18 protein-coding genes and 5 pseudogenes are annotated in these 25,298 nt (G+C 61.6%); 16 read left to right on the top strand and 7 right to left on the bottom strand.

Going from position 1 to position 25,298, the window contains the following annotated elements; all coding sequences use genetic code 11:
* Nucleotides 1-18 precede the first annotated feature (18 nt).
* Both LOY35_RS12505 and LOY35_RS12510 read left to right on the top strand, forming a co-directional pair.
* On the top strand, nucleotides 19-1,434 hold the full coding sequence (locus LOY35_RS12505; RefSeq protein ID WP_258632883.1) for an MBOAT family protein: 1,416 nt from the start codon (nucleotides 19-21) through the stop codon (nucleotides 1,432-1,434).
* The gene (locus LOY35_RS12510; protein ID WP_258632884.1) at nucleotides 1,434-2,594 is read left to right on the top strand and encodes an alginate O-acetyltransferase AlgX-related protein; all 1,161 of its coding nucleotides are present in this window, start codon (nucleotides 1,434-1,436) and stop codon (nucleotides 2,592-2,594) included. Before LOY35_RS12505 ends, LOY35_RS12510 begins: the two co-directional genes overlap by 1 nt.
* A 3-nt stretch (nucleotides 2,595-2,597) precedes the next feature.
* On the opposite strand, the gene LOY35_RS12515 is transcribed toward LOY35_RS12510, so the two are convergent.
* Both LOY35_RS12515 and LOY35_RS12520 read right to left on the bottom strand, forming a co-directional pair.
* The gene (locus tag LOY35_RS12515; RefSeq protein WP_258632886.1) at nucleotides 2,598-4,379 is read right to left on the bottom strand and encodes an IlvD/Edd family dehydratase; all 1,782 of its coding nucleotides are present in this window, start codon (nucleotides 4,377-4,379) and stop codon (nucleotides 2,598-2,600) included.
* A gap of 48 nt (nucleotides 4,380-4,427) precedes the next feature.
* Nucleotides 4,428-5,609 carry a fumarylacetoacetate hydrolase family protein gene (locus tag LOY35_RS12520; RefSeq protein ID WP_258632887.1) on the bottom strand — a complete coding sequence of 394 codons (1,182 nt, stop codon included), beginning with the start codon at nucleotides 5,607-5,609 and terminating at the stop codon, nucleotides 4,428-4,430.
* Nucleotides 5,610-5,725: 116 nt separating this feature from the next.
* On the opposite strand from LOY35_RS12520, the gene LOY35_RS12525 reads away from it, so the two are divergent.
* The 4 genes and pseudogenes from LOY35_RS12525 to LOY35_RS12540 all read left to right on the top strand — a co-directional run bounded on the left by LOY35_RS12525 (nucleotide 5,726) and on the right by LOY35_RS12540 (nucleotide 9,832).
* Nucleotides 5,726-6,697 carry a LysR family transcriptional regulator gene (locus tag LOY35_RS12525; RefSeq protein WP_258632888.1) on the top strand — a complete coding sequence of 324 codons (972 nt, stop codon included), beginning with the start codon at nucleotides 5,726-5,728 and terminating at the stop codon, nucleotides 6,695-6,697.
* 132 nt (nucleotides 6,698-6,829) lie between these two features.
* Entirely contained in the window at nucleotides 6,830-8,212 is a 1,383-nt protein-coding gene (locus tag LOY35_RS12530) for an MFS transporter (RefSeq protein WP_258632890.1), read from the top strand.
* Nucleotides 8,209-8,949, top strand: a complete 741-nt coding sequence (locus tag LOY35_RS12535; RefSeq protein WP_258632892.1) for an SDR family oxidoreductase — start codon at nucleotides 8,209-8,211, stop codon at nucleotides 8,947-8,949. The genes LOY35_RS12530 and LOY35_RS12535 overlap by 4 nt, the downstream gene beginning before the upstream one ends.
* 36 nt (nucleotides 8,950-8,985) lie before the next feature.
* Nucleotides 8,986-9,832, top strand: a pseudogene (locus tag LOY35_RS12540) (ureidoglycolate lyase).
* A gap of 59 nt (nucleotides 9,833-9,891) precedes the next feature.
* On the opposite strand, the gene LOY35_RS12545 reads toward LOY35_RS12540, so the two are convergent.
* On the bottom strand, nucleotides 9,892-11,607 hold the full coding sequence (locus LOY35_RS12545; RefSeq protein WP_258632894.1) for an ABC transporter ATP-binding protein/permease: 1,716 nt from the start codon (nucleotides 11,605-11,607) through the stop codon (nucleotides 9,892-9,894).
* A gap of 193 nt (nucleotides 11,608-11,800) precedes the next feature.
* On the opposite strand from LOY35_RS12545, the gene fhuF reads away from it, so the two are divergent.
* Entirely contained in the window at nucleotides 11,801-12,490 is a 690-nt protein-coding gene (fhuF, locus tag LOY35_RS12550; protein WP_258632896.1) for a siderophore-iron reductase FhuF, read from the top strand.
* Between the two features lie 10 nt (nucleotides 12,491-12,500).
* On the opposite strand, the pseudogene LOY35_RS28560 reads toward fhuF, so the two are convergent.
* Nucleotides 12,501-12,670: pseudogene (locus LOY35_RS28560) on the bottom strand (TauD/TfdA family dioxygenase); the annotation flags it as partial.
* A gap of 304 nt (nucleotides 12,671-12,974) precedes the next feature.
* On the opposite strand from LOY35_RS28560, the gene LOY35_RS12560 reads away from it, so the two are divergent.
* The 5 genes and pseudogenes from LOY35_RS12560 to LOY35_RS28570 form a co-directional block, all read left to right on the top strand.
* Nucleotides 12,975-15,041 (top strand): TonB-dependent receptor, encoded by a 2,067-nt coding sequence (locus LOY35_RS12560; protein ID WP_258632898.1) that lies wholly within the window; start codon nucleotides 12,975-12,977, stop codon nucleotides 15,039-15,041.
* 20 nt (nucleotides 15,042-15,061) lie between these two features.
* A pseudogene (locus tag LOY35_RS12565) lies at nucleotides 15,062-15,268 on the top strand (aminotransferase class III-fold pyridoxal phosphate-dependent enzyme); the annotation flags it as partial.
* A 112-nt stretch (nucleotides 15,269-15,380) separates the two neighbouring features.
* Nucleotides 15,381-15,749 carry a fe2+ zn2+ uptake regulation protein gene (locus LOY35_RS12570; protein WP_258632900.1) on the top strand — a complete coding sequence of 123 codons (369 nt, stop codon included), beginning with the start codon at nucleotides 15,381-15,383 and terminating at the stop codon, nucleotides 15,747-15,749.
* A 231-nt stretch (nucleotides 15,750-15,980) separates the two neighbouring features.
* Nucleotides 15,981-16,658 (top strand): annotated as a pseudogene (locus tag LOY35_RS28565) (PAS domain-containing protein); the annotation flags it as partial.
* A gap of 114 nt (nucleotides 16,659-16,772) precedes the next feature.
* A pseudogene (locus tag LOY35_RS28570) lies at nucleotides 16,773-17,246 on the top strand (methyl-accepting chemotaxis protein); the annotation flags it as partial.
* 38 nt (nucleotides 17,247-17,284) lie between these two features.
* On the opposite strand, the gene LOY35_RS12580 reads toward LOY35_RS28570, so the two are convergent.
* Nucleotides 17,285-18,772: an aldehyde dehydrogenase family protein gene (locus LOY35_RS12580; protein WP_258632903.1), complete on the bottom strand. Its 1,488-nt coding sequence runs from the start codon at nucleotides 18,770-18,772 to the stop codon at nucleotides 17,285-17,287.
* 207 nt (nucleotides 18,773-18,979) lie between these two features.
* Here LOY35_RS12580 and LOY35_RS28415 point away from each other — a divergent pair, with 207 nt between their 5' ends.
* Entirely contained in the window at nucleotides 18,980-19,951 is a 972-nt protein-coding gene (locus LOY35_RS28415) for a methyl-accepting chemotaxis protein (RefSeq protein WP_309475908.1), read from the top strand.
* Nucleotides 19,952-19,990: 39 nt separating this feature from the next.
* Here LOY35_RS28415 and LOY35_RS12595 read toward each other — a convergent pair whose 3' ends face one another.
* Entirely contained in the window at nucleotides 19,991-21,319 is a 1,329-nt protein-coding gene (locus tag LOY35_RS12595; protein WP_258632906.1) for an alginate export family protein, read from the bottom strand.
* A 37-nt stretch (nucleotides 21,320-21,356) separates the two neighbouring features.
* Nucleotides 21,357-21,578: a hypothetical protein gene (locus LOY35_RS12600; protein WP_258632908.1), complete on the bottom strand. Its 222-nt coding sequence runs from the start codon at nucleotides 21,576-21,578 to the stop codon at nucleotides 21,357-21,359.
* A gap of 31 nt (nucleotides 21,579-21,609) precedes the next feature.
* On the opposite strand from LOY35_RS12600, the gene LOY35_RS12605 reads away from it, so the two are divergent.
* The 3 genes from LOY35_RS12605 to feaR all read left to right on the top strand — a co-directional run bounded on the left by LOY35_RS12605 (nucleotide 21,610) and on the right by feaR (nucleotide 24,760).
* Complete coding sequence (locus LOY35_RS12605) at nucleotides 21,610-23,109, top strand: APC family permease (protein ID WP_258632910.1); 1,500 nt, start codon at nucleotides 21,610-21,612, stop codon at nucleotides 23,107-23,109.
* A complete protein-coding gene (locus LOY35_RS12610; protein WP_258632912.1) occupies nucleotides 23,054-23,674 on the top strand; it encodes a DUF3156 family protein in 621 nt (206 codons plus the stop codon). Before LOY35_RS12605 ends, LOY35_RS12610 begins: the two co-directional genes overlap by 56 nt.
* A 123-nt stretch (nucleotides 23,675-23,797) precedes the next feature.
* Nucleotides 23,798-24,760, top strand: a complete 963-nt coding sequence (feaR, locus tag LOY35_RS12615; protein ID WP_258632914.1) for a transcriptional regulator FeaR — start codon at nucleotides 23,798-23,800, stop codon at nucleotides 24,758-24,760.
* Nucleotides 24,761-25,298: the final 538 nt, after the last annotated feature.

Raw genomic sequence — 25,298 nt, forward strand, 5'->3', positions numbered from 1 at the left:
TCGGATTGCGCTGTCGCCATGGTTTTCGCCTCGCTCGAGTTCCTGACGCTGTTCCTGCCTGCCTTCCTGTTGATCTACGCCCTGGTTCCCCACGGCTGGCGTAACGGGGTGCTGCTGGCGGGCAGCTGGTTGTTCTACGGCTGGCTGAGCCCGCTGTTCCTGTCGTTGCATGTCGTGCTGACCATCGTCGCCTGGGTCGGCGGCCTGCTGGTCGACCGTTCCCGCGAGGACTCCCGTGGGCGCCTGCGGCTGCTGGTCGCGTTGATCGTGTTCAATACCGCCGTGCTGTGCTGGTACAAGTACGCGAACATCCTCGCCGGCACATGGAGCGAGCTGATGACCCACTACGGCGCGATGCCGCTCGAGTGGCAGAAGGTCGCGTTGCCGGCCGGGCTGTCGTTCATCGTGTTGCAGGCGATTTCGTATCTGGTGGATGTGCATCGCCACACGGTTCCGGTGGAGCGCAGTTTCCTCAACTACGCCACCTACATTTCCATGTTCGGTCACTCGATTGCCGGCCCCATCATTCGTTATGACTGGGTCCGCCGTGAGCTGGTGCAGCGCTGGTTCAACTGGCAGAACTTCACCTTGGGTGCCCGCCGCTTCATGGTCGGCATGTGCATGAAGGTGTTGGTGGCCGACACCCTGTCGCCGTTGGTGGACGTGGCCTTCCATCTGGAAAACCCCTCATTCGTCGACGCCTGGATCGGCTGCCTGGCGTACTCGCTGCAGCTGTTTTTCGACTTTGCCGGGTACAGCGCCATGGCGATCGGCCTGGGGCTGATGCTGGGTTTTCACTTCCCGGAAAACTTCAACCGGCCGTACCTTGCCAGCAGCATCCAGGATTTCTGGCGGCGCTGGCACTTGTCGCTGTCCAGTTGGTTGCGCGATTACCTGTACATCGGCCTGGGTGGTAACCGTCACGGCGTCTGGAAAACCTATCGCAACCTGTTCCTGACCATGGCCATTGCCGGGCTGTGGCATGGCGGTGACAGCTGGAACTACTTGTTGTGGGGTTCGGCCCATGGCGTGGCCTTGTGTGTCGACCGGGCCTGGTCGCGCTCGAACCTGCCTGCTGTCCCGCGTGTGTTGGCGCATGTGCTGACGCTGTTGTTCGTGTGCCTGGCGTGGACACTGTTCCGTGCCCCGGATTTCCACTCGGCCATGACCCTGTACGCCGGGCAGCTCGGCCTGCACGGATTTGCCCTGGGCGATGCGCTGGCGGTGACGTTGCGCCCGGTGCATGGCCTGGCGGCGGTGCTGGGCGTGGTGTGCGTGATCCTGCCGATCTGGCAGGCACGCTGTGAAAGACGACTGGCGGGCAACGCGCTGTTCGCGTTGGCTGTCGCCCTTTGGCCCGTAGCCGGTTTCCTGCTGTCGTTCGCTCTGATCGCCAGCCGTGAAGCCGTGCCTTTCCTGTACTTTCAGTTCTGATGACGACGCCAAAGAAGCCTGTGCCCAGCGCACCGCCGCCCCCCAGCGACCTGGTTACCCGAACCAGCAAAATCTCCGGCTATACACTGATCGGCTTGCTCGGTATCGGCTTGATTTCCTGTGGCTGGCTGTTGTTCAGCGGCAAGGTGCAAATGCTGCCGCCCAACCTGACCCGCGATGCGGTGGTGCATGGCGAGGTCACCCACCGTATTGCCAAGCAACTGTCCAACGCCTGGTTCCCGGAACAGGCCGCCAATCTGGAGCGCGCCGCCAGTTGGCTGCTGTTCCATGACACCGGGCCGCGGGTGCGTCCGGGTTGCCAGGGCTGGCTGTTCCTCACCGATGAGATGCGTATCAACCATCACGCCCGGGCCAACGCCGAGACCAAGGCGAAGGCAGTGATCGACGTCCAACGGCGACTGAACCAGCGCGGCATTCAATTGCTGGTGGCGGTGGTGCCGGACAAGAGCCGCATCGCCGCCGAGCAACTGTGTGGCCTGGATCGCCCGGCCGAACTGGCCCGGCGGGCGGAGGAGTGGACCGCGACACTGAATCAGGCAGGGGTATCGGCGCTGAACCTTGCACCCACATTGCAGCCGTTGGGTGCATCGGCTTACCTGCGTACCGACACACACTGGAGCGAGACCGGCTCCAATGCGGCGGCACGGGCGATTGCGCAACAGGTTCAGGCGATGGGTATTCACGCCACGCCACAAAAAACCTTTGCAACCCTCTCCAACGCGGCGGCCCTGCGTGCAGGTGACCTCGTGCACCTGGCCGGCATCGACTGGCTGCCGCTGAGCTGGCAACCCACCCCGGAAACCGTCGCGGCCACCCAAGTCAGCGAGCAGCCGCAAGCTGCCCAGGACGGCGGCGACAACCTCGACGATCTGTTTGGCGATGAAGGCCTGCCCAACGTCGCGCTGATTGGCACCTCGTTCTCGCGCAACTCCAATTTCGTGGGTTTCCTCCAGTTGGCACTGGGGGCCCCGGTCGGCAGTTTCGCCAAGGACGGTGGCGAGTTTTCCGGCGGTGCCAACCAGTACTTCAGCAACCCGGCTTTTCGGGATACGCCCCCCAAGCTGCTGATCTGGGAGATTCCCGAGCGTGACCTGCAGACGCCGTATGAGGTGATCGGGATGTTGAATGGGCAGGAGTGAGGCTCAATGCGAATGCCGTGGCTCACCGCTACGGGCAATCACCCGCAGATGCAAGGTGGCGGGTTCCAGGCAGCCTCCAGTGGAAAGCTGCCCCACCAGTTGCCGATAGAGTTCTTGCCAAGGTGTCTGCGAGGGAGGCATCTGCGGCACCCATTCGAGTCGGCGCCGCTCCATCTCGGCCTCGTCGATCAACAGGTTGACGGTGCGGGTGTTCAAGTCCACTTTCAGGCGATCGTTGGTCTTGAGCAACGCCAGACCACCGCCAACGGCGGCTTCCGGGGACATGTTGAGGATCGACGGGCTCGCGGAGGTGCCGCTCTGGCGCCCGTCGCCCAGGCACGGCAGCGAGTCGATGCCGCGTTTGATCAGGGCGGCCGGCGGGGCCATGTTCACCACTTCGGCACTGCCGGGATAGCCCACGGTGCCGGTACCGCGGACGACGAGGATACAGCGCTCGTCGATGTCCAGCGCCGGGTCGTCGATGCGTGCGTGATAGTCCTCCGGGCCTTCGAACACGATGGCCCGGGCTTCGAAACTGTTCTCGGCGCCGGGTTCGGACAGGTAGGTCTTGCGGAACGCCTCGCCCACCACCGACATCTTCATGATCGCGCTGTCGAAGAAGTTGCCACTGAGCACGATGAACCCGGCACGGTGCTTGAGTGGTGTGTCGAAGGGATGGATGACGTCGACGTCGCTGGTCCGGCTGTTGCCCACGATTTCGCCGATGGTTCGGCCGCTGACCGTGGCGCAGTCCGCGTGCAGGCGCCCGGCTTTTTGCAGTTCGTGCATGACCGAGGGTACGCCTCCAGCCCGGTGGAAGCTTTCGCCCAGGTACTTGCCCGCCGGCATGCAATTGACCAGCAGCGGTACGTCTTCGCCAATCCGTTGCCAATCATCCAGGCTCAATTCGACGCCCATGTGCCGGGCAATGGCTATCAGGTGCGGCGGGCAGTTGCTCGAAGCGCCCAACGCCGAAGCGACGGCGATGGCATTTTCAAAGGCCTGGCGGGTCATGATCTGCGAGGGACGAATGTCTTGTCGGACCAACTCGCAGATGCGCTTGCCCGTCGCATAGGCCATTTGTCCGCGCTCGCGGTAGGGCGCCGGAATGCTCGCGCAGCCCGGCAGCGACATGCCCAGGGCTTCGGCCAGGGCATTCATCGACAGGGCAGTGCCCATGGTGTTGCAGTGGCCTACCGACGGCGACGCCGCGGTGGTCATTTCCATGAAGCCTTCGTAGTCGATTTCACCGGCTGCCATCAGGTTGCGCGCATGCCAGAGTACGGTGCCTGAGCCGATCAGGTCGCCCTTGTAGTGACCGTCGAGCATCGGCCCGCCGGACAGGACGATGGCTGGCAGGTCGGTGGTTGCGGCCGCCATCAGGCAGGCCGGGGTCGTCTTGTCGCAACCGGTGGTGAGCACCACGCCGTCCAGGGGGTAGCCGTGGAGGATTTCCACCAGCCCCAGATAGGCCAGGTTGCGGTCCAGTGCCGCGGTGGGCCGACGCGATTGTTCGGCAATCGGATGTACCGGAAACTCCATGGGAATGCCGCCTGCATCGCGAATACCGGCCTTGACCCGTTGCGCCAGCTCCAGATGATGGCGGTTGCAGGGCGTCAGGTCGCTGCCGGTCTGGGCAATACCGATGATCGGGCGTCCCGATTGCAGCTCTTCGCGGGTCATCCCGTAATTCATGTAGCGCTCGACGTACAAGGCCGTCATGTCCGCGTGGGCCGGATCGTTGAACCATTGTTCGCTGCGCAGGCGTTTGGGCGTGTCACTCATGATTCTTGTCTCCCTTATCATTGGATGAATCGACAAACCGCACCGGTGTCAGCGTGCGAGCAATCCACGAGCGGCGAGATTACGCAACAGGGCGCTCAAGCCAAACGTCCAGGGTGCGGCTTCACAGCTGTAGGTCACGCGGTTGTGCAGGCTGCCGAGCAATGGGCTGCTGATCCGGACCCGGTCACCCGGTTTATGGGTGAAACCGCTGCCGACGGCGTCTCGGTCCTCGGTCGGGGCAAACAGGGTACCCAGGAACAGCAGGAACCCGTCCGGGTACTGGTGATTGGCGTTGAGTGTCTGGGCCGCCAAGTCCAGCGGATCCCGGCTGATCTGGCTCATGGAACTCGATCCCTGCATCCGGTAGCCGTCCTCGCCCTGGACGTCCAGGTCGACCACGCAGGCGCGCACATTGTCCAGGCTGAAGTGCTCATCGAACAGGCGGATGAAAGGGCCGATGGCACAGGACGCATTGTTGTCCTTGGCCTTGCTCAGCAACAACGCGCTGCGTCCTTCGAAGTCCCGCAGATTGACATCGTTGCCCAGGGTGGCGCCATGGACCTGGCCACGGCTGTTCACCGCCAGCACCACTTCAGGCTCGGGATTATTCCATTGGGAGCCGGGGTGGATACCGATGCGACTGCCGCTGCCCACGGCGGCGAGCACCGGCGCCTTGGTGAAGATTTCCGCGTCTGGGCCGATGCCGACTTCCAGGTACTGCGACCACATGCCTTGCTCGATCAGCAGGGCTTTCAGGCGCATGGCCTGTTCAGACCCCGGTACCACCGAGCGCAGGTTGTCGCCGATCACACTGCGCACGGTGGCTCGCACGGCATCGGCTTTTACCGGATCACCACCGGCCTGTTCCTCGATCACCCGCTCGATCATGCTGGCGGCGAAGGTCACGCCAGCGGCCTTGATCACTTGCAGATCCAGCGGTGGCAACAACGAAGGCTTGGAAAGATCGGCCTCAGGCCCCGTGTTGGCGAGCAGGGCTTCGACGCTGGCGATGAAGGTGCCTGGCGTTTGCCTCACGGTGGCCAATGGCGATTCCGTTTCCAGCAGGTCGCTCAAGGTTGCAAAGTGCTCCGACAAATCGAATACGCCATCGCTGCGCAACACGATCGGCGAGGGCCCGGCGATCCGCCCGGGCACCCAGGCACGGCCAATCAGGGTTCCCGTCAGGCCGTCGGCCGGCAATGTATTCTCGGGCGTAAGCAGTAGCGACATGGCAGTTCTTCCTGGTTCGTGATGCTTCCACGCTAGGGGGGGCAGACGATAAACTCCAATGAGATATATTCAGTAATCGATAACGAATGGTTATTGCAGGCCCGAGGAAATCTCCAATGTCAGATGTATCCTTTTCCAGCTTCTGCGGCTGGTTGAAATTTCGCCATCTGCTGCTGATCGATACCTTGGGCCGCACTTGCAACATGCACTTGGCGGCCCAGCAGATGAACCTCAGCCAGCCGGCCATCAGCAAGATGCTCAAGGAAATCGAGAGCCTGCTCGGCTTTGCCCTGTTCGAGCGGCGACCGCGCAGCATGCCGCCCACGGCGTTGGGCGAGCATGTGCTGCGGTATGCGCAGATCGCCTTGAATGACGCGCGTTCGTTCGTTGAGCAAATCAGCAGCCTGCGCGAGGGGGGCCATGGTTACCTCAAGGTCGGCGGGATTTTTGCCGCGACGGCGGTGGCCCTGCCCGAGGCGATTTTGCAGATCAAGCAGCGTTGGCCATTGCTGTCGATCGAGGTCGTGGAGCAAACCAGTAACCACCTGATGGAGATGCTCGAAGAGAAGAAGCTCGATCTGGCGGTGGCTCGTTTCACCGATCAAAGCCAACAGCAGCGTTATGACTTCCAGCCCCTGGCCCCAGAACCGTTTTGCATTGTGGTCAACAGCCACCATCCCCTGGCCGGTGCCGGGCCGACCTCCCTGCAGCAGTTGGTGGATCTGCCCTGGATTCTCTACCCGGTCGGCACGCCCATTCGCGCGCGTATGGAGCTGGCCTTCGCCGAGGCTGGGGTAGGCATGCCACGCAACACCATCGACACCATCTCCATGCAGACCTTCCTCCAGGTGCTGCAGCGGGGTCCGATGATCGGGATGCTGCCCAATGCCATGGTCGATCCATTGCTCGAGAGCGGCCAACTGAAAATCCTCGACACCCCGCTGCACCTGGTGCCCCAGGACTACGGCATTCTCACGCGCAGAGGCGAGCCGTTGATGGGCGCGGCGCTGGAGTTTGCGGAAATCCTCAAGGACCACGCCCGCCTGTGCGGTGATCCTGCTGTTGGAATACTGGGAAACGACGACTGATCCGATAACGGATCGTTATCGATTAATCAGAAAATGCCATTGGGAAAGAATCGTTTCGCGGTCGTAGAGTGAGCCCCCAGCTCCCATCCGATAAAAACAATCAGGCATGTCCACGTGCCCAGGGGTTATCACATGCAAACCGTCTCCGAGCATTTACCTGCCCAGGCGCAAACCGGTGAACTCGATTTCGAAGACCGGACCTACCGCAAAGTCATCTGGCGCATCCTTCCCATCCTGCTCCTGTGCTACATGGCGGCTTATCTTGACCGGGTGAACATCGGTTTCGCCAAGCTCGACATGCTCAACGAGCTGCAATTCAGCAATACCGTGTATGCCTTGGGCGCCAGTATGTTTTTCTGGGGCTATTTCATCTTCGAAGTGCCCAGCAACCTGCTGTTGCATCGCTTCGGCGCACGGTTCTGGATTGCCCGGATCATGCTCAGTTGGGCGGTGATCTCCATGGCGGTGGCCTACACGGTGCCGCTGGCGGGCTTCTTCCATATCGAATCGAGCACGATGTTCTACGTGCTGCGCTTCCTGTTGGGTGTCTGCGAAGCGGGCTTTTTTCCCGGCGTGATCCTGTACCTCAACTACTGGTTCCCGACCCATCGGCAAAGCCGCGTGATGTCCGGCTTCCTGTTGGCGTTGCCAGTCAGCCTGACGCTGGGCGGAATCCTCTCCGGTTGGCTGATGAACAGCATGCAAGGAGTGCAGGGGCTGTCCGGTTGGCAATGGATGCTGCTGATCGAAGGTATCCCTTCGATCATCATGACCTTCGTGGTGATTGTCTGCCTGGCCGATAACATCGATAAGGCAAAATGGCTCTCCGTTGCGGAGAAAAACCTGCTCAAGGCCAATCTGCAGACGGACAACCAGGGCAAGGCCAGCCGTTTGAGCGAGGTGTTTCTCAACCCTCGGGTGTGGTTGCTGGTGCTGATTCTGTTGACCTTCAACACAGGCTTCTATGGCCTGGCGTTCTGGATGCCCTCGATCATCAAGAGCACCGGGATCACCAACAGCTTGCACATCGGCTTGCTGACCGCGATTCCTTACTCGGTGGCCGTCGTGGCAATGTTGCTCAACGCGCGGCACTCCAACCGCACCGGCGAGCGGCGCCTGCACGCCGCCATTCCAGCCTTCATCGGCGGCGTCGGCCTGATCCTCAGTGCTTTCTTCGCCAACAACCTGGTGCTGTCCGTATTGTTCCTCAGCGTTGCCGCTTCGGGGATCCTCAGCCTGATGCCGATTTTCTGGACTCTGCCAGGGACGCTGTTGTCGGGCGTCGCGGCAGCCGCTGGCATCGGCATGATCAACGCCATCGGCAACCTGTCGGGTTTCACTGGCTCGATGATCACCGCGGTAGCGGAAACCCTCACGGGCAACATCAATAACGGCACCTATGTACTGGCCCTGTGTCTGTTGGTCAGTGGTGGACTGATCCTGGCCATCCCCACCTCGATGCTCGCCCGAACCCCCAAGGCCGCCGCCACGTCAGCAAAACTGGAGGCTGCTTGAATCTGCTCAACAAGCGCGTGTTGGTCACGGCCGCGGGGCAGGGCATCGGCATGGCCAGCGCCATTGCCTTCGCCCGGGCCGGTGCCGAGGTGTTCGCCAGTGATATCGATATTGGTGCGCTGGCGGGCATCGAGGGGGTCACTGCCATGACCCTGGACGTGACGTCTGCCGAGGCCATCGACACGGCTTGCGAGCGAATCGGTGGCCTGGACGTGCTGTTCAACTGTGCCGGTTACGTGCACAGCGGCAATCTTCTGGAATGCGACGAATCGGCCTGGGCGCGCTCGATAGACCTCAATGTCACGGCGATGTATCGGACCATCCGCGCATTCCTGCCGGGCATGCTGGCCCGTGGCGGCGGTTCGATCATCAACATGTCGTCGGTGGCGTCGAGCATCAAGGGCGTGCCGAACCGTTTCGCCTATGCGACCAGCAAGGCCGCCGTGATAGGCCTGACGAAGGCCGTCGCGATTGACTTTGTCGGCCAGGGCATTCGCTGCAACGCGATCTGTCCGGGTACGGTGGACTCGCCCTCGTTGCGCCAGCGCATTGCCGCCCAGGCCCTGCAACAGGGTGTCGATGAATTACAGATCTATCATCAGTTCCTTGAGCGCCAGCCCATGGGCCGTATCGGTAGCACCGAGGAGATCGCGCAGTTGGCGGTGTACCTGGGCAGCGATGCGTCGACCTACACCACCGGCGCTGTGCATGTCATCGACGGCGGCATGAGCCTCTGAGTCGTCTTTACGTTGGGTTTGAATGAGGAACATTCGATGAAACTGTTGCGTTACGGCGAAAAGGGCGCGGAAAAACCCGGCCTGTTGGATGCCGATAATCGGATCCGCGACCTGTCGGGGCATGTGCCGGACATCGCGGCAAATGTCCTGAGTCCGGAAGGGTTGGCAGCGCTGGCCGACCTCGACCCGAACAGCCTGCCGATCGTTGCCGGACAGCCACGGCTCGGTGCCTGTGTCGGGCACGTCGGCAAATTCATCTGCATTGGCCTGAACTACGCCGATCATGCGGCCGAGTCGAATATGGACGTGCCGAAGGAGCCGATCATCTTCGGCAAATGGACCAGTGCCATTTGCGGGCCGAACGACGACATCCAGATCCCCCGCGACTCGCTCAAGACCGACTGGGAAGTGGAGTTGGGCGTCGTCATCGGTAAGGGCGGACGCAACATCGATGAAGCGAATGCGATGGAACATGTCGCCGGCTATTGCGTCATCAACGACGTATCCGAGCGCGAGTGGCAGTTGGAGCGGGGCGGCACCTGGGACAAAGGCAAGGGTTTCGATACCTTCGGCCCCCTGGGGCCGTGGCTGGTCACCCGGGACGAAATCGGCGATCCCCACAACCTGGACCTATGGCTGGAAGTCGATGGGCATCGCTACCAGAACGGCAATACACGAACGCTGATCTTCAGCGTGCCGCAGCTGATCGCCTACCTGAGCCGCTGCATGAGCCTGCAGCCGGGGACGTGATCTCGACGGGAACACCCCCGGGGTCGGCTTGGGCATCAAGCCGCAACCGGTGTTCCTGCGCCCGGGGCAGACCGTGCGCCTGGGCATTACGGGGTTGGGGGAACAACGCCAGGTCACGGTTCGGGCGGATTGATCGGGCCGTTTGTTCGTGCGACTTGCTGCCAGTGATAACGGCCTGGACGGTAGCCTGGCTTAACTGACTGGCATGACCGCTGGCTGAACCTTGCGATGCACCCATCGCGCCTCGTCCTTGAGTTCAAGGACCTGCCAATGAATGTGCTCCAGCGAAGCGTTGTGGCTGACGCTGATCAGGATCGTCTGCGGCAGCGTCTGCTTGAGCAGCTGATAGCAACGCAGCTCGTTTGCCGCATCCAGTGCCGAGCTGCTCTCGTCGAGGAACAGCACCGTCGGGCGGGCCAGCAGGGCCCGGACGAACGCACAACGCTGCTGCTCGCCGACGCTGAGGGTCTGGGCCCAGTCTCGTTCTTCATCCAGTTGATCGCCCAGATGGAGCAGGCCAACCTGCTCCATCACCTGGCGCAGTGCCGCATCTTCTTCGCGCCGTGGCGGGTGGGGATACCAGAGCGCCTCGCGCAGACAGCCCAGCGGCAGGTAGGGCTTTTGCGACAGGGTCAGCGCCCGCTCCCGGTCATAGCGGCTGGTGCCACTGGCGTGGGGCCAAAGCCCGCTGATCGTGCGAAGCAAGGTTGATTTGCCATAGCCGGACGGCGCGCTGATCATCAGGCTGTCGCCGGGCTTGAGCGACAGGTTGAAGCCCTTGAGCAGTAGCCGGCCGCTCGGCAGCCAGACGTCCAGGTCCTTGATCTCGAGGCCGACGGCCTGCTGCTCGAGGCGGACCTCGGACTTGATTTCGAGGTGATCCAGGCGCTCCTGGAAACCGTTCAAACGGTCGATCACCGACTTCCATTCCGACAGTTCCGGAAACACGCTGACCAGGTAGGCGATGGCCGCGTGGACTTCGCCGAAGGCCGCGCTGATCTGCGTCAGGCGACCCAAGGGGAATGCGCCGGCGAAGAACTGCGGTGCCATGATGAACATGGGAATGACCGTGGCGCTGCGCAGGTAGAAGGTCGAGTAGCCCATGATCAGCTTCTGCTTCTTGACCAGCGCCCAGAAGTTTTCCAGCGCCGCCTCCAGGCGCTGGTTGAAGCGCTCGTTCTCCACCGTTTCGCCGCGGTATTGGGCCACCGAGTCGGCGTTTTCCCGCAGACGGATGAGGGCGAAGCGAAAATCCGCTTCGCGCCGTTGCTGCATGAAGTTGAGGCTTGGCAATGCGCGCCCGAGCCAGAACGCCAGGCCGGTACCCAGCAGGGCATATACCAGTGCGATCCACACCAGCAGCCCCGGAATGACCACCGACTGGTCGTCGAACGGCACGCTGACCAGGTTCGACGCCTGCCAGAGAATATTCAGGAAGGAGAACAGCGACACCACTGACGTCAACAATCCCAGGCTCAGCTTCAGCGACTTGACGATAAACAGGTCCACGTCTTCGGCGATTCGCTGGTCGGGGTTATCGACCTCGGTCTCGGTCAGTTTCAGCTTCTGGTAGCGCTGGCTGCCCAGCCATTGGTCGAGCATGTTCCGGGTGGCCCAGCGGCGCCAGCGTATGGTCAGTTTCTGCTGGAAGTGGAACGCGCCCACGGTGAACCCGGCCATGCCGACCTGCAGCAGGATGAATTGCAGGCTGCCGACGAGAAAACCGTGATAGTCGAGGGCCTGCAACGCGTTGTAGAAATGCAGGTTCCAGAAGTTGTTGAGAATGTTGATCCCCACCAGGCACAAGGTCATCAGCACGGTGCCCAACAACAGCAACAGGGCCGGGTATTTTTCCTCGGATGCCCAGAACGGCCGCGCGAGACGCCAGAAAGTGCGGAGTGTGTGCATGTGATCTTGGTAAGCCCGGTCGCTGACGACGTTGAGTTTGCAGATGAGGGAGGATAGGATCAGCAATGCTAATCGTTTGCATTAATTAGGGAAAGGGAGACCCGTCATCGAATTTCCAGAATGGCTCAATCAGGCCTGGCCGCCGATACAGCGGGTTATCCGGCAGGGTGCTGGTGATCAGCCTTCCATCGCGTTGAGCCGACTTTCCGACCCTGAGATCCTGCAACCGCTGCTGGCCCGCTTCGCCCTGCGTTATCCAGGGGTGAACCGCGCCGCCGTGGTGTCGCAGTGGTCGATGAACTACATGAGCGTTGTCCTGCCGGCGACCCTGGCCTGTGTGTTGACCCGGCAAGGCGTCATTGATTTCTGGGGCGAAGAGGCGGTGCTGTTGCACGATGACGGTCAGCCCTCGGCCCTGGGTCTGTCGGCCCGACTGCCGGCCTTGGGCCAGGATGAGCGCGCGGCCTACTGGTCGCGATTGATCCACGAGCACCTGGCACCGCTGTTCGCGACCCTGGCCGCCGCCGGTGGCCTGGCGCCGAAGATACTGTGGGGCAACATGGTTGCCATCTGGGATGGTGCGTTCGCGCGAATGGACCCCGACCTGTCCCGGGATGGGTTCGCCCAGGCGCACCAGTGGCTGGAGCCGGTCACGGTGAATGACGGGCGCCTGAAACTGCGGGGCCTGCAACGCATGGTCGAATCACCCGCGCCGCAGATTTGCCCGTGTTTGCCCTTGCGCCGGCATTGCTGCCTGCATTACCAACTGCACGAACCCGTCGAAGCCCAGCCGCCGGTGCTCTGCGAGTCCTGCCCGAAACTGCATCGCCTGCCCCTGGCGGAGCAGGTGAGTTACCTGCGTTACATCTATGAAGAGGCGTGAACCCCGCTAGCAGGGGAACGAACTGATGGGCCGGGCATTCCGTGGAACTGTACACCCGGTGAAGACTTTGCTGCGCGGCGTGGAGCCGAACTCATAGCTGGCCAGCGGTGCGCCGAAGCTGGCGGCGAAGCGCTTGAAGTCGATCGGGGTCTCCACGTTGAAGCCGCGAAACAGTACCCCGTCCACGGTGCTCAGCGCATGGAGCAGGCTGTCGTGCAGCGATGCGTCCAGATCGTGAATCGGCACATCCTCTTCTATCTTTTTCGACCTGTTACAAGGCCTGGAAGTGCTGCACCAAGCGCCTCCGTAGGACTTGTCTGTAGTGTTCTAGATCTTATACAGGACGACATAGAAGGTGCAAATGAGATGGATTATCAATACTGTTTATTTAACTTATTTTTTGGATTAGACTCCGCTCCGCTGGCACCAACAGCGTTCGGCCAGCTCAGAAAAACCAAAAATATCTGTCGCAGGGGTGCGGGGCTTGAATTTCAAGAAGAATACAATTGCGTTGGCTGTGGGGTCGGCAATCGGCCTTGGCAACTGTGCATGGGCGGCGGAAGAGTCCACTGTCGTGGAGATCGCTCCGATCACTGTGACGGGTGAGAAAATCAACCGTACGCTGGAGCAGACCCAGTCCAGTGTGGTGGTCGTTACTGAAGAAAAGCTGCGCGAGCATAACGACAAGAACCTGGTGGATCTGTTCGCTCGTACACCGGGTGTCTATAGCCAGGCCGACAATGAAACCTGGGGTATCCGTGGCGTGCCGGTGTCGGGTTTTGATGACCAGGGGCCGGCGACCATCAATGGACCTATCTCTGTGTATGTCGACGGTGCCGTGCAACCGAGTCGGGCGCTGACCTTAAGCCCGGTCCCGCTCTGGGATACCGAGCAGGTCGAAGTCTTCCTCGGCCCGCAATCCACTACCCAAGGCCGTAACTCTCTGGGCGGCGCAGTGGTGATCGAGACCAAGAAACCGACGTTCCAGCCCAGCTTCTCGGCGCAAACCAGTATGGGGAACTATGGTGAGCATGGGGCGGCCGTCGCAGGTGGTGGCGCGATTGTCGATGATAAGATCGCCGGCCGGATTGCCGTGGACTATACCGACGGCGATGGCTACATCCGCAACACCGCGCTCGATAAGGACGCCAACCCGCATCGCACCAGCAATGCCCGCGGCAAATTGCTGATTTTGCCCAATGATGACACTGACGTTTTGCTGACCTACGCCCATAGCGAACACCGCCAGGGTGACCGCTCGACGATGCGCGGCGCCGATGGCAAGCCCAGCTATTATGACATCTCGTCCGACACCGAGGCCTTCGATAATCTCAAACAGGACACCCTCAGCGCCAAGGTGGACTACCGTCTGAATGATGCCTGGACGCTGACGAGCGTGACCGCCAATACCAGCTCGGATTACAGTAATCGTCTGGACTTCGATCAGACCGCACTCAGTAATGACGTCATTCTGCGCAAGCACGAGGGTGATCTGTTCAGCCAGGAGCTGCGTCTGAATTACACCTCGGACACAGTGAAAAGTGTCGTCGGTACCTACTATGGGCATAACACGAACAAGTTCCATGATCGGTTACTGGCTACTGATCCCGTGGACAATGGCAGCGTCAAAGGTGAGACCAACATTGAGAACAAGGCGGTGTTCGGTGAAGTCAACTGGACGTTCGCTCCGCGCTGGACATTGATCACCGGCCTGCGCTACGACCACGAGACGAACGATACCGACGTCGAAGAAGATACCTTTTCCAGCGCAGCCCAAGTTAAAAAGTCGTTTGACGCTTTGCTGCCTAAACTCGGTATCGACTACGAACTGGCCACGGATCAATACCTCGGCTTCACTGTTCAAAAAGGCTATCGCGGCGGAGGCGTCAATGTACGCGCCGGTAGCGGTCACCAGGCCTATGACCCGGAATACACCACCAACTACGAGCTGTCTTACCGTGGTTCGTTCTTTGATAAGACGCTACGTACCCGCGCCAACCTGTATTACACCGACTGGAAGGACCAACAAGTCAGCGTGCGGCGCACCGGCAGTCAGTTCATTGATGTCTTCAACGCCGGTCGCAGTGACATCAAAGGCCTGGAGGCTTTCGTCGAGAAGGATGTCACCGAACAGCTGACGCTGAACATGGGTGGTTCCATCACCGATGGCAAGTACAAAGACTTCGTCACCGGTAGGGGGCAGGACATGAGCGGCGAATCGTTCCTTTCGTCGCCCAAGTACAAAATGTCGGTGGGCGGCGTATATCACTATGACGACCGCTTGATGTTCGGCACCGATGTTACCTATCAAAGCACTGCGCCTTCCGAATACGAGTTCGATGGCAGCGGCAAGGTCACCGGTGAGCGCCGGAGCGACAATTACGTACTGGTCAACTTCAACACCGAGTACAAGGTCACCAAGAACGTCGCCGTGTCCGCCTACGTGAAAAATGCGTTCGACAAGGAATACATCACCAACAACACCAGCGACGACGTCATCGACGTCGGCGCACCGCGCACGGTGGGCATGATCCTGCGCTACGACATGTAAGCCCAGGAGGCGTGGGAAGGCAGTCTTCCCGCGCCCGGTTTGCCGTGTCACGGATGTTCGGCTTCGAGCAGTCGGGCATCACCCCGGATGTCATCACCTTGTCCAAGGCCATCGGCGGTGGCCTGCCGCTGGCGGTGATGGTCTACAACGATTCGCTGGACACCTGGCAACCGGGTGCCCACGCCGGCACGTTCCGTGGCAATCAGCTAGCCATGGCGGCCGGCACGATCAACCAGCGCCGCGTTCGGCAAATTCCCAGGGCTTGCCGATATGGATGGCGAGCCCTGGGGAAGGGAGTCAGGCTTTTAATACCCGTACATTCTGAAAAGGACTATTCGCATGTACAAACCTTCAGTGTCTGCGTCTTGCGCCAAGCAAAAACATGGCGAGACAACGACCACTCAACACCCGCTCGAAGACGACCGTCACAACATCCGTGAGCTGCTGCGACATTACGGACTGCGCACCAGCCTGATCCGCCTCAAGGTCATCGATGCCCTGCTTGTTGCCGCCAGGGATGGACGCTCCATCACCGTGCGCGGGGTACACCATTACCTGGGGCTGTTTGCTGCCGAGTTGTCGCTCATCAGCGTGCGTGAAGTGCTCAGGCGCCTGTGTGAAGAGGGCGTCATCCTTTTTCAGCCTGACAAGAGCTACCGCTTTACCCGGGAGGCCAGCGCAATACTTGAACAGTGCTCGAGCCGCTGACCGGACCAGATCGTTAGGGTCCTTTCGATGCTTTCTTGACGTCAATACATAATTTTGTTAGGCGGTATCAAGCCCCCGACTTATGAGTCGATAGCCCTATGAGGTCCGACTGGTTTGTGTGGTTTCGTCGAGGGGTATGTCATGTTTAATAAAACGCTAAAAAGTGAATTGATGGCCAGGACAGCCGAGTTGGCAACCTACAAAGGATTGGTCGGCGCCTTGGAACGGTCGATGGCCGTTGTCGAGTTCAGCCCCGATGGCAAGGTGCTTCGGGCCAATGAGAATTTTCTCAGTACGATGGGTTATCGTGCGGACCAGCTGGCCGGTCTGTCCCATCGTGATTTCTGTACCCCCAAGCTGTCCGGCAGCGCCGAGTATCGCGAATTCTGGAACCAGTTGCGTGCCGGTCAATTCGTGTCCGGCACCTTTCAACGCGTCAGCGGACAAGGCCAGTACATTTGGCTGGAAGCCAGCTATAACCCTGTGCTGGATGAAAACGGCCGCGTAGCGAAGGTGGTCAAGTACGCGCTGGATGTGACTGCCAAAGTCGCGAGCGAGGCCGAGACCCGCGGCAGGCTGGCGGCGCTCGACCGGGCCATGGCGGTGATCGAGTTTGACCTGGGCGGCAACATCCTGACGGCAAACGATAACTTCCAGCAGGTCATGAACTACTCGCTGGCCGAGCTCAAGGGTAAGCACCACCGGATGTTTTGTGAGCCGGAACTGGTCAGCCGTTCGGAGTACAGCGATTTCTGGCGTCGTCTCAACGCCGGTGAGTTTTTCAGCGGCCAGTTCAAGCGTCTCGGCAAGCACGGCAAGGTGGTCTGGCTGGAGGCGAGCTACAACCCGGTCTACGACGCCGAAGGCAAGTTGAGCAAGATCGTCAAGTTCGCCACCGACATCACCGAGCGGGTGGAGAAGTTCGAGGAAGATTCACGAGGCGCGTCCCGTGCCTATCACATCTCCGCCGAGACCGAGAGGGTCGCCGAGCAGGGTGCCCAGGTGATCCACCAGACGGCCAAGGAAATGCGCCAGATCGCCGACAATATCGGTGCCTCCGCGCGTCTGGTCGGGCAACTGGGGGCTCGCTCGGAAGAAATCACGGCAATCGTCAATACCATTCGCGGCATTGCCGAGCAGACCAACCTGCTGGCCCTGAACGCCGCCATCGAGGCGGCGCGGGCCGGTGATCAGGGACGGGGGTTCGCAGTGGTGGCCGACGAAGTCAGGCAACTGGCCGGGCGTACCAGCCGTTCAACGTCGGAGATCGCGGAAATGATTGGCATGATCCTGTCCGAAACCCGTGATGCGGTCACCAGCATGAACGTGACCCATGAGGGTGCGCTACGCGGGGTGACTCTGGCCGACCAGGCCGGATCGGTCATCGTGCAGATCAGGACCGGCACCACGGATGCACTCGAAGCGGTGAGCATGTTTGCGTCCAAGCTCGATGAGTCCGATGTCATTCCCAAGACGGCTGTCGGCTGGGTCGGTTGAGACGGATCGGATCTCCAGGGTCAGCTTGGCCGCGGTACTCAGTAGCGGATCATCACCGATTTGAGCTCGGTGTAGTCATCGATGAAGGCGCCACCGAACTCCCGGCCGATCCCCGAGGCCTTGCTGCCACCGAACGGCACGGCCGGGTCGAGCAGGGTGTGCATGTTCACCCAGACGGTGCCGGCTTCGATAGCCGGCACCATGCGCAAGGCCTTGCTCAAGTCTTGGGTCCAGAGGCTGGCGCTCAAGCCGTAGGGGCTGTCGTTCATCAGGTCCAGCAGTTCTTCTTCGTCGTCGTAGGGTAAGAACGTCGCGATGGGGCCGAAGGTCTCTTCGTGGAGCAACGTGTCGTCACGACGGTTGGCGAGGATGATGGTCGGCTCGACATAGCAGCCCGGTCCCTCGATCAGTTTGCCGCCGTGGACGATGGTGTTGTTCTGCGCCCGGGCCTTGGCGAAGAATTCGCCGAGTTTGCGTTGGTGCGGTCGGTTGCTGACCGGGCCGAACTGGGTGCCTTCGTCCAGGGGTGAGCCGATTTTGAGCTGGCCCAGGCGCCGGGCCAGTTTGTCCATGATCGGCTCGATCTGCGAACGGTGGACGAAGAACCGTTCCGCCGCCGCGCAGATTTGTCCCGAGTGCAGGAAACCGGCTTCGATAATCCCGTTGACCGCCACGTCCGGATCCACGTCCGGCAGGAACCCCGCCGCGTTCTTGCCGCCCAGCTCCAGGGTGGCACGGGTCAGCCCGGCGCCCATGGCCGCCTGACCCACCGCGATGCCGGTCGGCACGGAACCGGTGAACGAAACCTTGTCGGTGCCCGGGTGCTCGATCAAGCCTTTACCCACCTGACCCCCACCGGTGAGCACGTTCAGGGCTCCCGCCGGCAGGCCGGCCTGCATAGCCAGTTCGGCGATGCGCAGGATGGTCAGCGGGGTGAACTCGCTGGGCTTGATGATGATGCTGCAGCCGGTCACCAGCGCCGAGGCGAGTTTCCAGATGGCGATCATGGTGGAGAAATTCCACGGCACGATGCCCACCACCACGCCCACCGGTTCGCGCAAGGTGAACGCGGTGTAGCGTTCACCGGCGAAGGAGGGCAGCGACGGGGTGATGGTCTGGCCGCCGATCTTGGTGGCCCAGCCGGCGTAATAGCGCAGGAAGTGAGCGGCCTGGTCGACTTCGAACGCGCGGGAAATGTGAATGATCTTGCCCGACTGGCAGGTTTCGATCTGCGCCAGTTCTTCGCGGTTCTGCTCCATCAGGTCAGCCAACTTGAGCAACACATGGCCCCGCACCGCCGGTGCCGTCTGGGACCACGCCTTGAAGCCGCGCCGGGACGATTCCACCGCTGCGTCGATATCGGCGGCAATGGCATCGCTGACCTGGGCGATGACCTGGCCGGTGGCGGGATTGATGACGTCCAGGGTCTGACCGCCTTGGCTTTCGACGTAGCGGCCGTCGATGAACAGCGCGTGACGCCGGCCGAGAAAGGCCTCGACCTGAGGCAGCAGGGCAATATCGCTCATGGGAGTTTCCTGATCGCGAACAAGGGAAAGCCCGAGGTTAATCGCTGGCGGACGGCCCGGCTTGACTGTGCCTGCCGTGGCGTATGTCTGTGCCTGCCAGGGTGGCGTTGGCAGCCAGGAGCAAAACCCATTGCAGCCAGGAACAAGCCAGCGTCGCCGGTTTGCGGTCAGATCAGCGTTTCGACTTGATGGGCAAAGGGGCGGGCGATGTTTCTCCAGACCAACAAACAGAAGCTGGCGTTGAGCGTCCAGGTGCAGCGGGCGCTGGCCGGTGAAAGCGACGACACACCCGTGCTCGACGCGTATCCACAGCTGCGGCCCTGCCTGGCCCGGCACGCTCGTCAGATGGCGGAAGCCACCGAGCGCTGTCGTCGCGTCGAAGAACTGTTGGACGAGCAAGTTACGCGAGGTCAGCAAGGCGAACGTGAGCTGGAGACGGTGCGCCAGCAACTGGCCCGGGCCGAGGAGCGCGAACGCGCACTGGAAATGCAGCTGGATGAACACCGTCAGCAATTGCAGCAGCAACGCCAGGAAGCGCAGATCTGGGAATTGTTGCAATCGACCCTGACCGAAGGCTGCTGGGACATCACGGTGGTCAATGGCGATCTCCAGCACCCGGCCAGCGGCATGCGTTTCTCCAGCCAGTTTCGCTCGCTGCTGGGCTATGGGCCGGACGAGCTGCCCGATGGCTGGGATGCCCAGGTGGGCATCACCCATCCGGACGACCTGCCGAAGATCATGGCGATTTTCGACCGGGAAATCCTCGGTTCCCAAGGCAGTGGCGAATACGTTTTCGAGTACCGCATGCGCCACAAAAGCCGGGACTACATCTGGTGCCGTGAGCGCGGGCGCGCGGTACGGGATGCCCATGGGCGGCTGGTCCGGGTCATTGGCGCGGTGCGTGACATCAGCGATGAGCGCTCGGCCCAATCCACCCACCAGCGCATGCTGGAGCAGAACCAGGTGACCTACGCCCAGATCGCCACGGTGGTGGGGGTGATCAAGGGAATCGCCGACCAGACCAACCTGCTGGCGTTGAACGCGGCGATCGAAGCCGCCAGGGCGGGTGAGGTCGGACGCGGCTTTTCCGTGGTGGCCGACGAGGTGCGCAAGCTGGCGGAGAGTACCCGCCAGGCGACGCACCAGATCCAGACAATGCTGCATCAGCACAAACAGTAAGCGGGTCGGGAGCTGCCGTCCTGGCCGCTCCCGATGCGTTCAGAACGGCACCGCCACCACCAGTTGGCTGTAAACGTTGGTGCCGTTGCCGCCCACCTGATTACCGCCGTTGCTGTCGTCCTTTTCCGGCTTGTACAAGCCCACCAGCGGCGTGACGATCAGGTGCTCGTTCAGCGCCCATTCCACGTACAGGTCCAGCTCACGGCCGTCGAGGTTCAATGCCTGGCGGGTATGCAGGGTCTTGTAGTCGAAGAGCAGCGCGCCGAGGGTCACCGTTTCCGTCGGCTTGAGCTTGAGGCCGGCGTGCTGGATGGCGGTATTGCTGTTGAACGGACCGGAATAGTTGGCGGCCACCTCGCCTTGGAACCAAGTGCCGTAGCCACGGCTCAGGCCGTTGAACATCGAGTCCCAGTTCTGCGAGTAGCGGCTGTAGCGATAGGTCAGATCGGGTGTCCAGGGCAGGTCGGCGAACGTGTAGCCCGCCTCGGTGTACCAGGCTTTCTCCGGGCCGGCATCCTTGTCCTGCCAGGCGTATTCGAAGGCGAAGTGGGCGTTTTCGATGCCGGCGTTGCCGCTGCCGCGCAGGCTGTAGATGTCCATGCCTTCGCGCTGCTTCTGGAAGTCGCTGGCGTAGTGGTCGTCGACATCAATGCCATGGATATAGGTCAAGCCCAGGGTGCCGGGCGCGCGGGTGTATTCCAGGGTACCGGCGGCCATTTCTGTGTTGGCCTGGGCGCGGTTATCGGACTTGATCCACATCAGGCTGCCATGCACGCCTTCCTTGCCGCCCAGGCGCAGCACGGCGGTCTTGTCGAAGGCGTGACGGGCCGCCAGGTAATAGGCGCCGCCGCGATTGAACTCGCCATCCGCCGGACCTTTGCCCAGGTTCAAGCCGTCGTCGTTGATGATGAAACCATCGCCCAGGGTGATCACCTGGCGACCATAGGACAGATCGACGCCATCCTTGCCCAGGACCGGAAACAGATCTCCCGAACGCCAGCCGGCGAAGGCTTCATCGAACTTGGTGGTGCGTTCGGAACCGTCGCTCAGGCCGGCCGGATCGCCATCGCCCCAGGTGCCGGAACTGACTAGATTGGCGGTGCCGTAGACACTGCCCGTGCCCGCCAGGGTCTGCTCGATACTCAGGCCATACTTGATGAAACCTTCCCGCCAGCTCGAACCGCCGGCGGTGCCGTCGTAGTTCTTGCGGCTGTTGAACATCCCGTAGACCGCCAGGAAGTTGCCGGTGACGGTGGTGTCTTCGTCGGTGTAAAGCTCATAGGCCTGGGCCGAGGGTCCGGCGACCAGCAAGGCGATGCCCAGGCCGATGGCGCGGCGCAGCAGTGGTGTGTGGCGTGTGTGCTCCATGGTGTTTCCCCAGTGTGGTTGGATGGCAGAGCACGCATTAAGGCGAGCAGGAACCGGGGAAGTCTTTCACCTGGCTGCCAGGGAATTGACCCAGCCCGCCAGGTGACGGACGCTGGCAGGCAGCAACAAAACCGGCGGCAGACATGGGCAAGACGCCCGGGACGGGGGCGGCGCAAAGTGAGGCTGCACGCAACGCCGTTTCGATCAGGGACTGGCTGGGGAGCTTGAATGCCGGCTCCTGGACGGCTGTGGCATCCATACTAAAAATCCGCTTTTCGAGGATCTGCACCATGTCGATCAATGACCGGCTCACCGTCCACCTGAACCGGGGTACGGTGGGCTTTCCCACCGCCCTGGCCAGCACCATTGGCCTGATCATGGCCAGCCCGGTGATTCTCACCGCGACCATGGGTTTCGGTATCGGCGGCAGCGCGTTTGCCGTGGCCATGCTGATCGCCGTGGTGATGATGCTGGCCCAGGCGACCACGTTCGCCGAGGCCGCATCGATCCTGCCCACCACCGGCTCGGTGTATGACTACATCAACTGCGGCATGGGGCGCTTCTTTGCGATCACCGGCACGCTGTCGGCCTACTTGATCGTGCACGTCTTCGCCGGCACCGCCGAGACCATTCTTTCCGGGGTCATGGCGCTGGTGAACTTCGAACACCTGAACACCCTGGCCGAGTCCGCCGGGGGCTCCTGGCTGCTTGGGGTGGGCTTCGTCATCGTTTTCGGGGTGCTCAATGCCTTCGGCGTCAGCGCGTTCGGCAGGGCCGAGATCATTCTGACTTTCGGCATGTGGACCACGTTGATGGTGTTCGGCGTGCTGGGCCTGATCGCCGCGCCGGCGGTGCAACTGGAAGGCTGGTTCGGCGTCTCGCTGGTGGGCACTGACCTGGTCACTATCCTGTCGCTGGTGGGCATGGCGATGTTCATGTTCGTCGGTTGCGAGTTCGTGACGCCGTTGGCGCCGGACTTGCGCAACTCGGCCAAGGTCATGCCCAAGGCGATGATCCTGGGCTTGTTGAGTGTCGCCTCGTGCATGTTCATCTACGGCGCAGCCATGAAACGCCAGGTGGAAAACGTGTTGCTGGATGCCGCCAGCGGCGTGCATCTGCTGGACACGCCCATGGCGATTCCGCGCTTCGCCGAACAGGTCATGGGCGATATCGGCCCGCTGTGGCTGGGGATCGGCTTTCTGTTTGCCGGTGCGGCGACCATCAATACCCTGATGGCCGGCGTGCCTCGGATTCTCTATGGGATGGCGGTGGACGGCGCTCTGCCGAAGGTTTTCACCTACCTGCATCCTCGTTTCAAGACGCCACTGCTGTGCATCCTGGTGGCGGCGCTGATTCCGTGCCTGCACGCGCTGTGGCTCGGCGGCAACACCGACAACATCATGCACCTGGTGCTGGCGGCGGTGTGTGCCTGGAGTTTCGCCTACCTGCTGGTGACCGTATCGGTGGTCAGCCTGCGGATCCGCCGTCCCGACCTGCCACGGGCCTATCGCTCACCGTGGTTCCCGCTGCCACAGATCCTCTCCAGTGTCGGCATCGTGTTGGGCATGTGGTTCATCACACCACCGGGCATGAACCCGGCGGACATCTACATCCCGTTCGCGGTGATGCTCGGCGGCACCGCGGCCTATGCGTTGTTTTGGACCCTGGTGGTGCAGAAGGTCAATCCATTCAAGCCGGCGTCGGTGGAAGACGTGCTGGCCAAGGAGTTTTCCCATGAACCAGGGCAACCTGTCGGCGAGTTTGACGAACGTGCTGCAAAAACTGTCTGAGCTGTTCAGCGCCAGGCGCGCCCCGGCCGGTTATCGGCCGGGGGTGACCCTGGAGCATGTGCGGCGCAACCTCGGCCTGGCACGTTTCGAGTTATCGGGACCGGCGACGGCGACGCTGGTCAGCGACGACGGCAGCCTTCATTTGGAGGTTGTCGAACGCACCGAATCGCAGCTACTGATGCACTTGGTGATGACGGAGTTCGTGCTGCGCGTACCGGCGTCGATAGAGGGCACGGCGCGCCTGGAACTGCACCATGGCGGGGCCATTCGCCGCAATGGCATTCGCTGCCGGCAGCGGGGCGGGGACACGGCATTGGCGGCCCGGCTCCAGGCGGCCCTGGAGCAGGATCCTCTGCTGTATCAGGCGCTCATGCCGCTGGACTTCAAACGCTTGCGCATCGACCTGCAAGGGCGCGAATGGTGTGTGCGCCTGGAACACATGGGCGGTAGCGAGGTGGTCAACCGCATGCCGGCCTTTCGTCGGTACATTCCTATCGGACAGGCGCAGCGCGTGGCGTTGCTGGCGGTCTTGAGCGGCTTGCAAAGGGCCTTGGGGAGCCTATGACGCTGTTGTGATGCCCTGGCATCAATCCTGCTGTTGCTCTGGCGAACAGGTACTTGTTGCGTGCATATAGATAACATGTTAACTATTGCCGTACAAAAACAATAAGCCACTGCGGAGAGCGCCATGAGCATGCAACAGGTTGGGCAAGACGGGCTGGAATCCTGGAACCGGGATCTGCGCGCCACTTGCGGTCACTTCGAGACGGAGTTGGCGTTTAATCGTGCGTTGTTTATCGGCCAGGTATCGAATTTCTGCCGTGGCGGCCTATCCCTTTCCAACCTGCGTACCAACGCCGGTTCCATCAAGCGTCACTCACCCAATCCGGATCACGACGATGATCAGGACTGCTTGCTGGTCAGCCAGCGCAGTGGCTATTGCCGGATCACCCAGAACGACCTGAGCATCCAGTTGGCCCCCGGTGAGCTGCTGTTGATGGATTCGGCCGGCTCGCTTGAGATCAGCCCGTTCGGCCTGATCGAGCACGCCGTGCTGTCCTTGTCTCGCCAGGATGTGTCGAGACAACTGGGCGCGGAGACCAGGACCTTCGGCAAGGTCTCTTCGAGCAAAGCCTGCGGGCGGATGCTGCATGTGCTGATGGACCAGTTGTGCAAGGACACCCCGGACGGCGAGGGCGTGGCGGGCGAGGGGGAAGCCTTGCAGAATGCCTTTGTCTCGCTGCTGGGGTCGGCGCTGGAACACACCACCGATGCCCGCGATGACGCCGCGTCGCTCCAGGGCAGCCATCTGCGCAGCTATGTGCAGAAGGTCATCGATGAATCCTTGACCCAGCCCGGCCTGAGCCCGGTCGGGTTGGCCAATCGCCTGAACATCTCGGTGCGGCACCTGTACCGTTTGTTCGAAGAACAGGACGACAGCGTCTGCCGCTACATCCAGCGGGCACGGCTCAAGCGCAGTGCCGATGACCTGAGCAACCCGTTCCTGCGGGACGAATCCATTACCTCGATCGCCTACAAATGGGGCTTCACCGACTCGGCCCACTTCAGCCGTTCCTTCAAGAAGCAGTTCGAACAGTCACCCAAGGATTTTCGCTCCAGCCACCTGCAACAGGCGCTGGGGATGGTTTGAGGCGGGGTGGTTGTTGACCGAACTACCACCATCGCGAGCAGGCTCGCTCCCACAGGGGGAGGTGTGGTGTACGCGATATTGGGGACACTGCTGAACCTGTGGGAGCCAGGCTTGCCCGCGATGACAGCGGCACATTCAACATTTCTGTAGCAGATACACCGCTATCGCGAGCAAGCCCGCTCCCACAGGGGGAGGTGTGGTGTACGCGATATTGGGGACACTGCTGAACCTGTGGGAGCCAGGCTTGCCCGCGATGACGGCGGCACATTCAACATCTCTGTGGCAGATACACCGCTATCGCGAGCAGGCTCGCTCCCACAGGGGGAGGTGTGGTGTACGCGATATTGGGGACACTGCTGAACCTGTGGGAGCGGGCTTGCCCGCGAAGGCGGCGCTCCATTCAACATCTCTGTGGCAGATACACTGCTTTCGCGAGCAAGCCCGCTCCCACAGGGACGAGTGATGGGTAAGTTACGATGAACACCGAAAACAAATGTGGGAGCGAGCCTGCTCGCGATGGCGGAGGTCCTGTCACCAC

The organism is Pseudomonas sp. B21-028 (assembly GCF_024749045.1).
GTDB lineage: Bacteria > Pseudomonadota > Gammaproteobacteria > Pseudomonadales > Pseudomonadaceae > Aquipseudomonas.

Excerpts from the sequence above, each read along its gene's own strand:
- LOY35_RS12505 (WP_258632883.1), top strand. The coding sequence starts at position 19 with ATGGTTTTCGCCTCGCTCGAGTTCCTGACGCTGTTCCTGCCTGCCTTC.
- LOY35_RS12510 (WP_258632884.1), top strand. The coding sequence starts at position 1,434 with ATGACGACGCCAAAGAAGCCTGTGCCCAGCGCACCGCCGCCCCCCAGC.
- LOY35_RS12515 (WP_258632886.1), bottom strand. The coding sequence starts at position 4,379 with ATGAGTGACACGCCCAAACGCCTGCGCAGCGAACAATGGTTCAACGAT.
- LOY35_RS12520 (WP_258632887.1), bottom strand. The coding sequence starts at position 5,609 with ATGTCGCTACTGCTTACGCCCGAGAATACATTGCCGGCCGACGGCCTG.
- LOY35_RS12525 (WP_258632888.1), top strand. The coding sequence starts at position 5,726 with ATGTCAGATGTATCCTTTTCCAGCTTCTGCGGCTGGTTGAAATTTCGC.
- LOY35_RS12530 (WP_258632890.1), top strand. The coding sequence starts at position 6,830 with ATGCAAACCGTCTCCGAGCATTTACCTGCCCAGGCGCAAACCGGTGAA.
- LOY35_RS12545 (WP_258632894.1), bottom strand. The coding sequence starts at position 11,607 with ATGCACACACTCCGCACTTTCTGGCGTCTCGCGCGGCCGTTCTGGGCA.
- LOY35_RS12570 (WP_258632900.1), top strand. The coding sequence starts at position 15,381 with ATGTACAAACCTTCAGTGTCTGCGTCTTGCGCCAAGCAAAAACATGGC.
- LOY35_RS12580 (WP_258632903.1), bottom strand. The coding sequence starts at position 18,772 with ATGAGCGATATTGCCCTGCTGCCTCAGGTCGAGGCCTTTCTCGGCCGG.
- LOY35_RS28415 (WP_309475908.1), top strand. The coding sequence starts at position 18,980 with ATGTTTCTCCAGACCAACAAACAGAAGCTGGCGTTGAGCGTCCAGGTG.
- LOY35_RS12595 (WP_258632906.1), bottom strand. The coding sequence starts at position 21,319 with ATGGAGCACACACGCCACACACCACTGCTGCGCCGCGCCATCGGCCTG.
- LOY35_RS12600 (WP_258632908.1), bottom strand. The coding sequence starts at position 21,578 with ATGGATGCCACAGCCGTCCAGGAGCCGGCATTCAAGCTCCCCAGCCAG.
- LOY35_RS12605 (WP_258632910.1), top strand. The coding sequence starts at position 21,610 with ATGTCGATCAATGACCGGCTCACCGTCCACCTGAACCGGGGTACGGTG.
- LOY35_RS12610 (WP_258632912.1), top strand. The coding sequence starts at position 23,054 with ATGAACCAGGGCAACCTGTCGGCGAGTTTGACGAACGTGCTGCAAAAA.
- feaR (WP_258632914.1), top strand. The coding sequence starts at position 23,798 with ATGAGCATGCAACAGGTTGGGCAAGACGGGCTGGAATCCTGGAACCGG.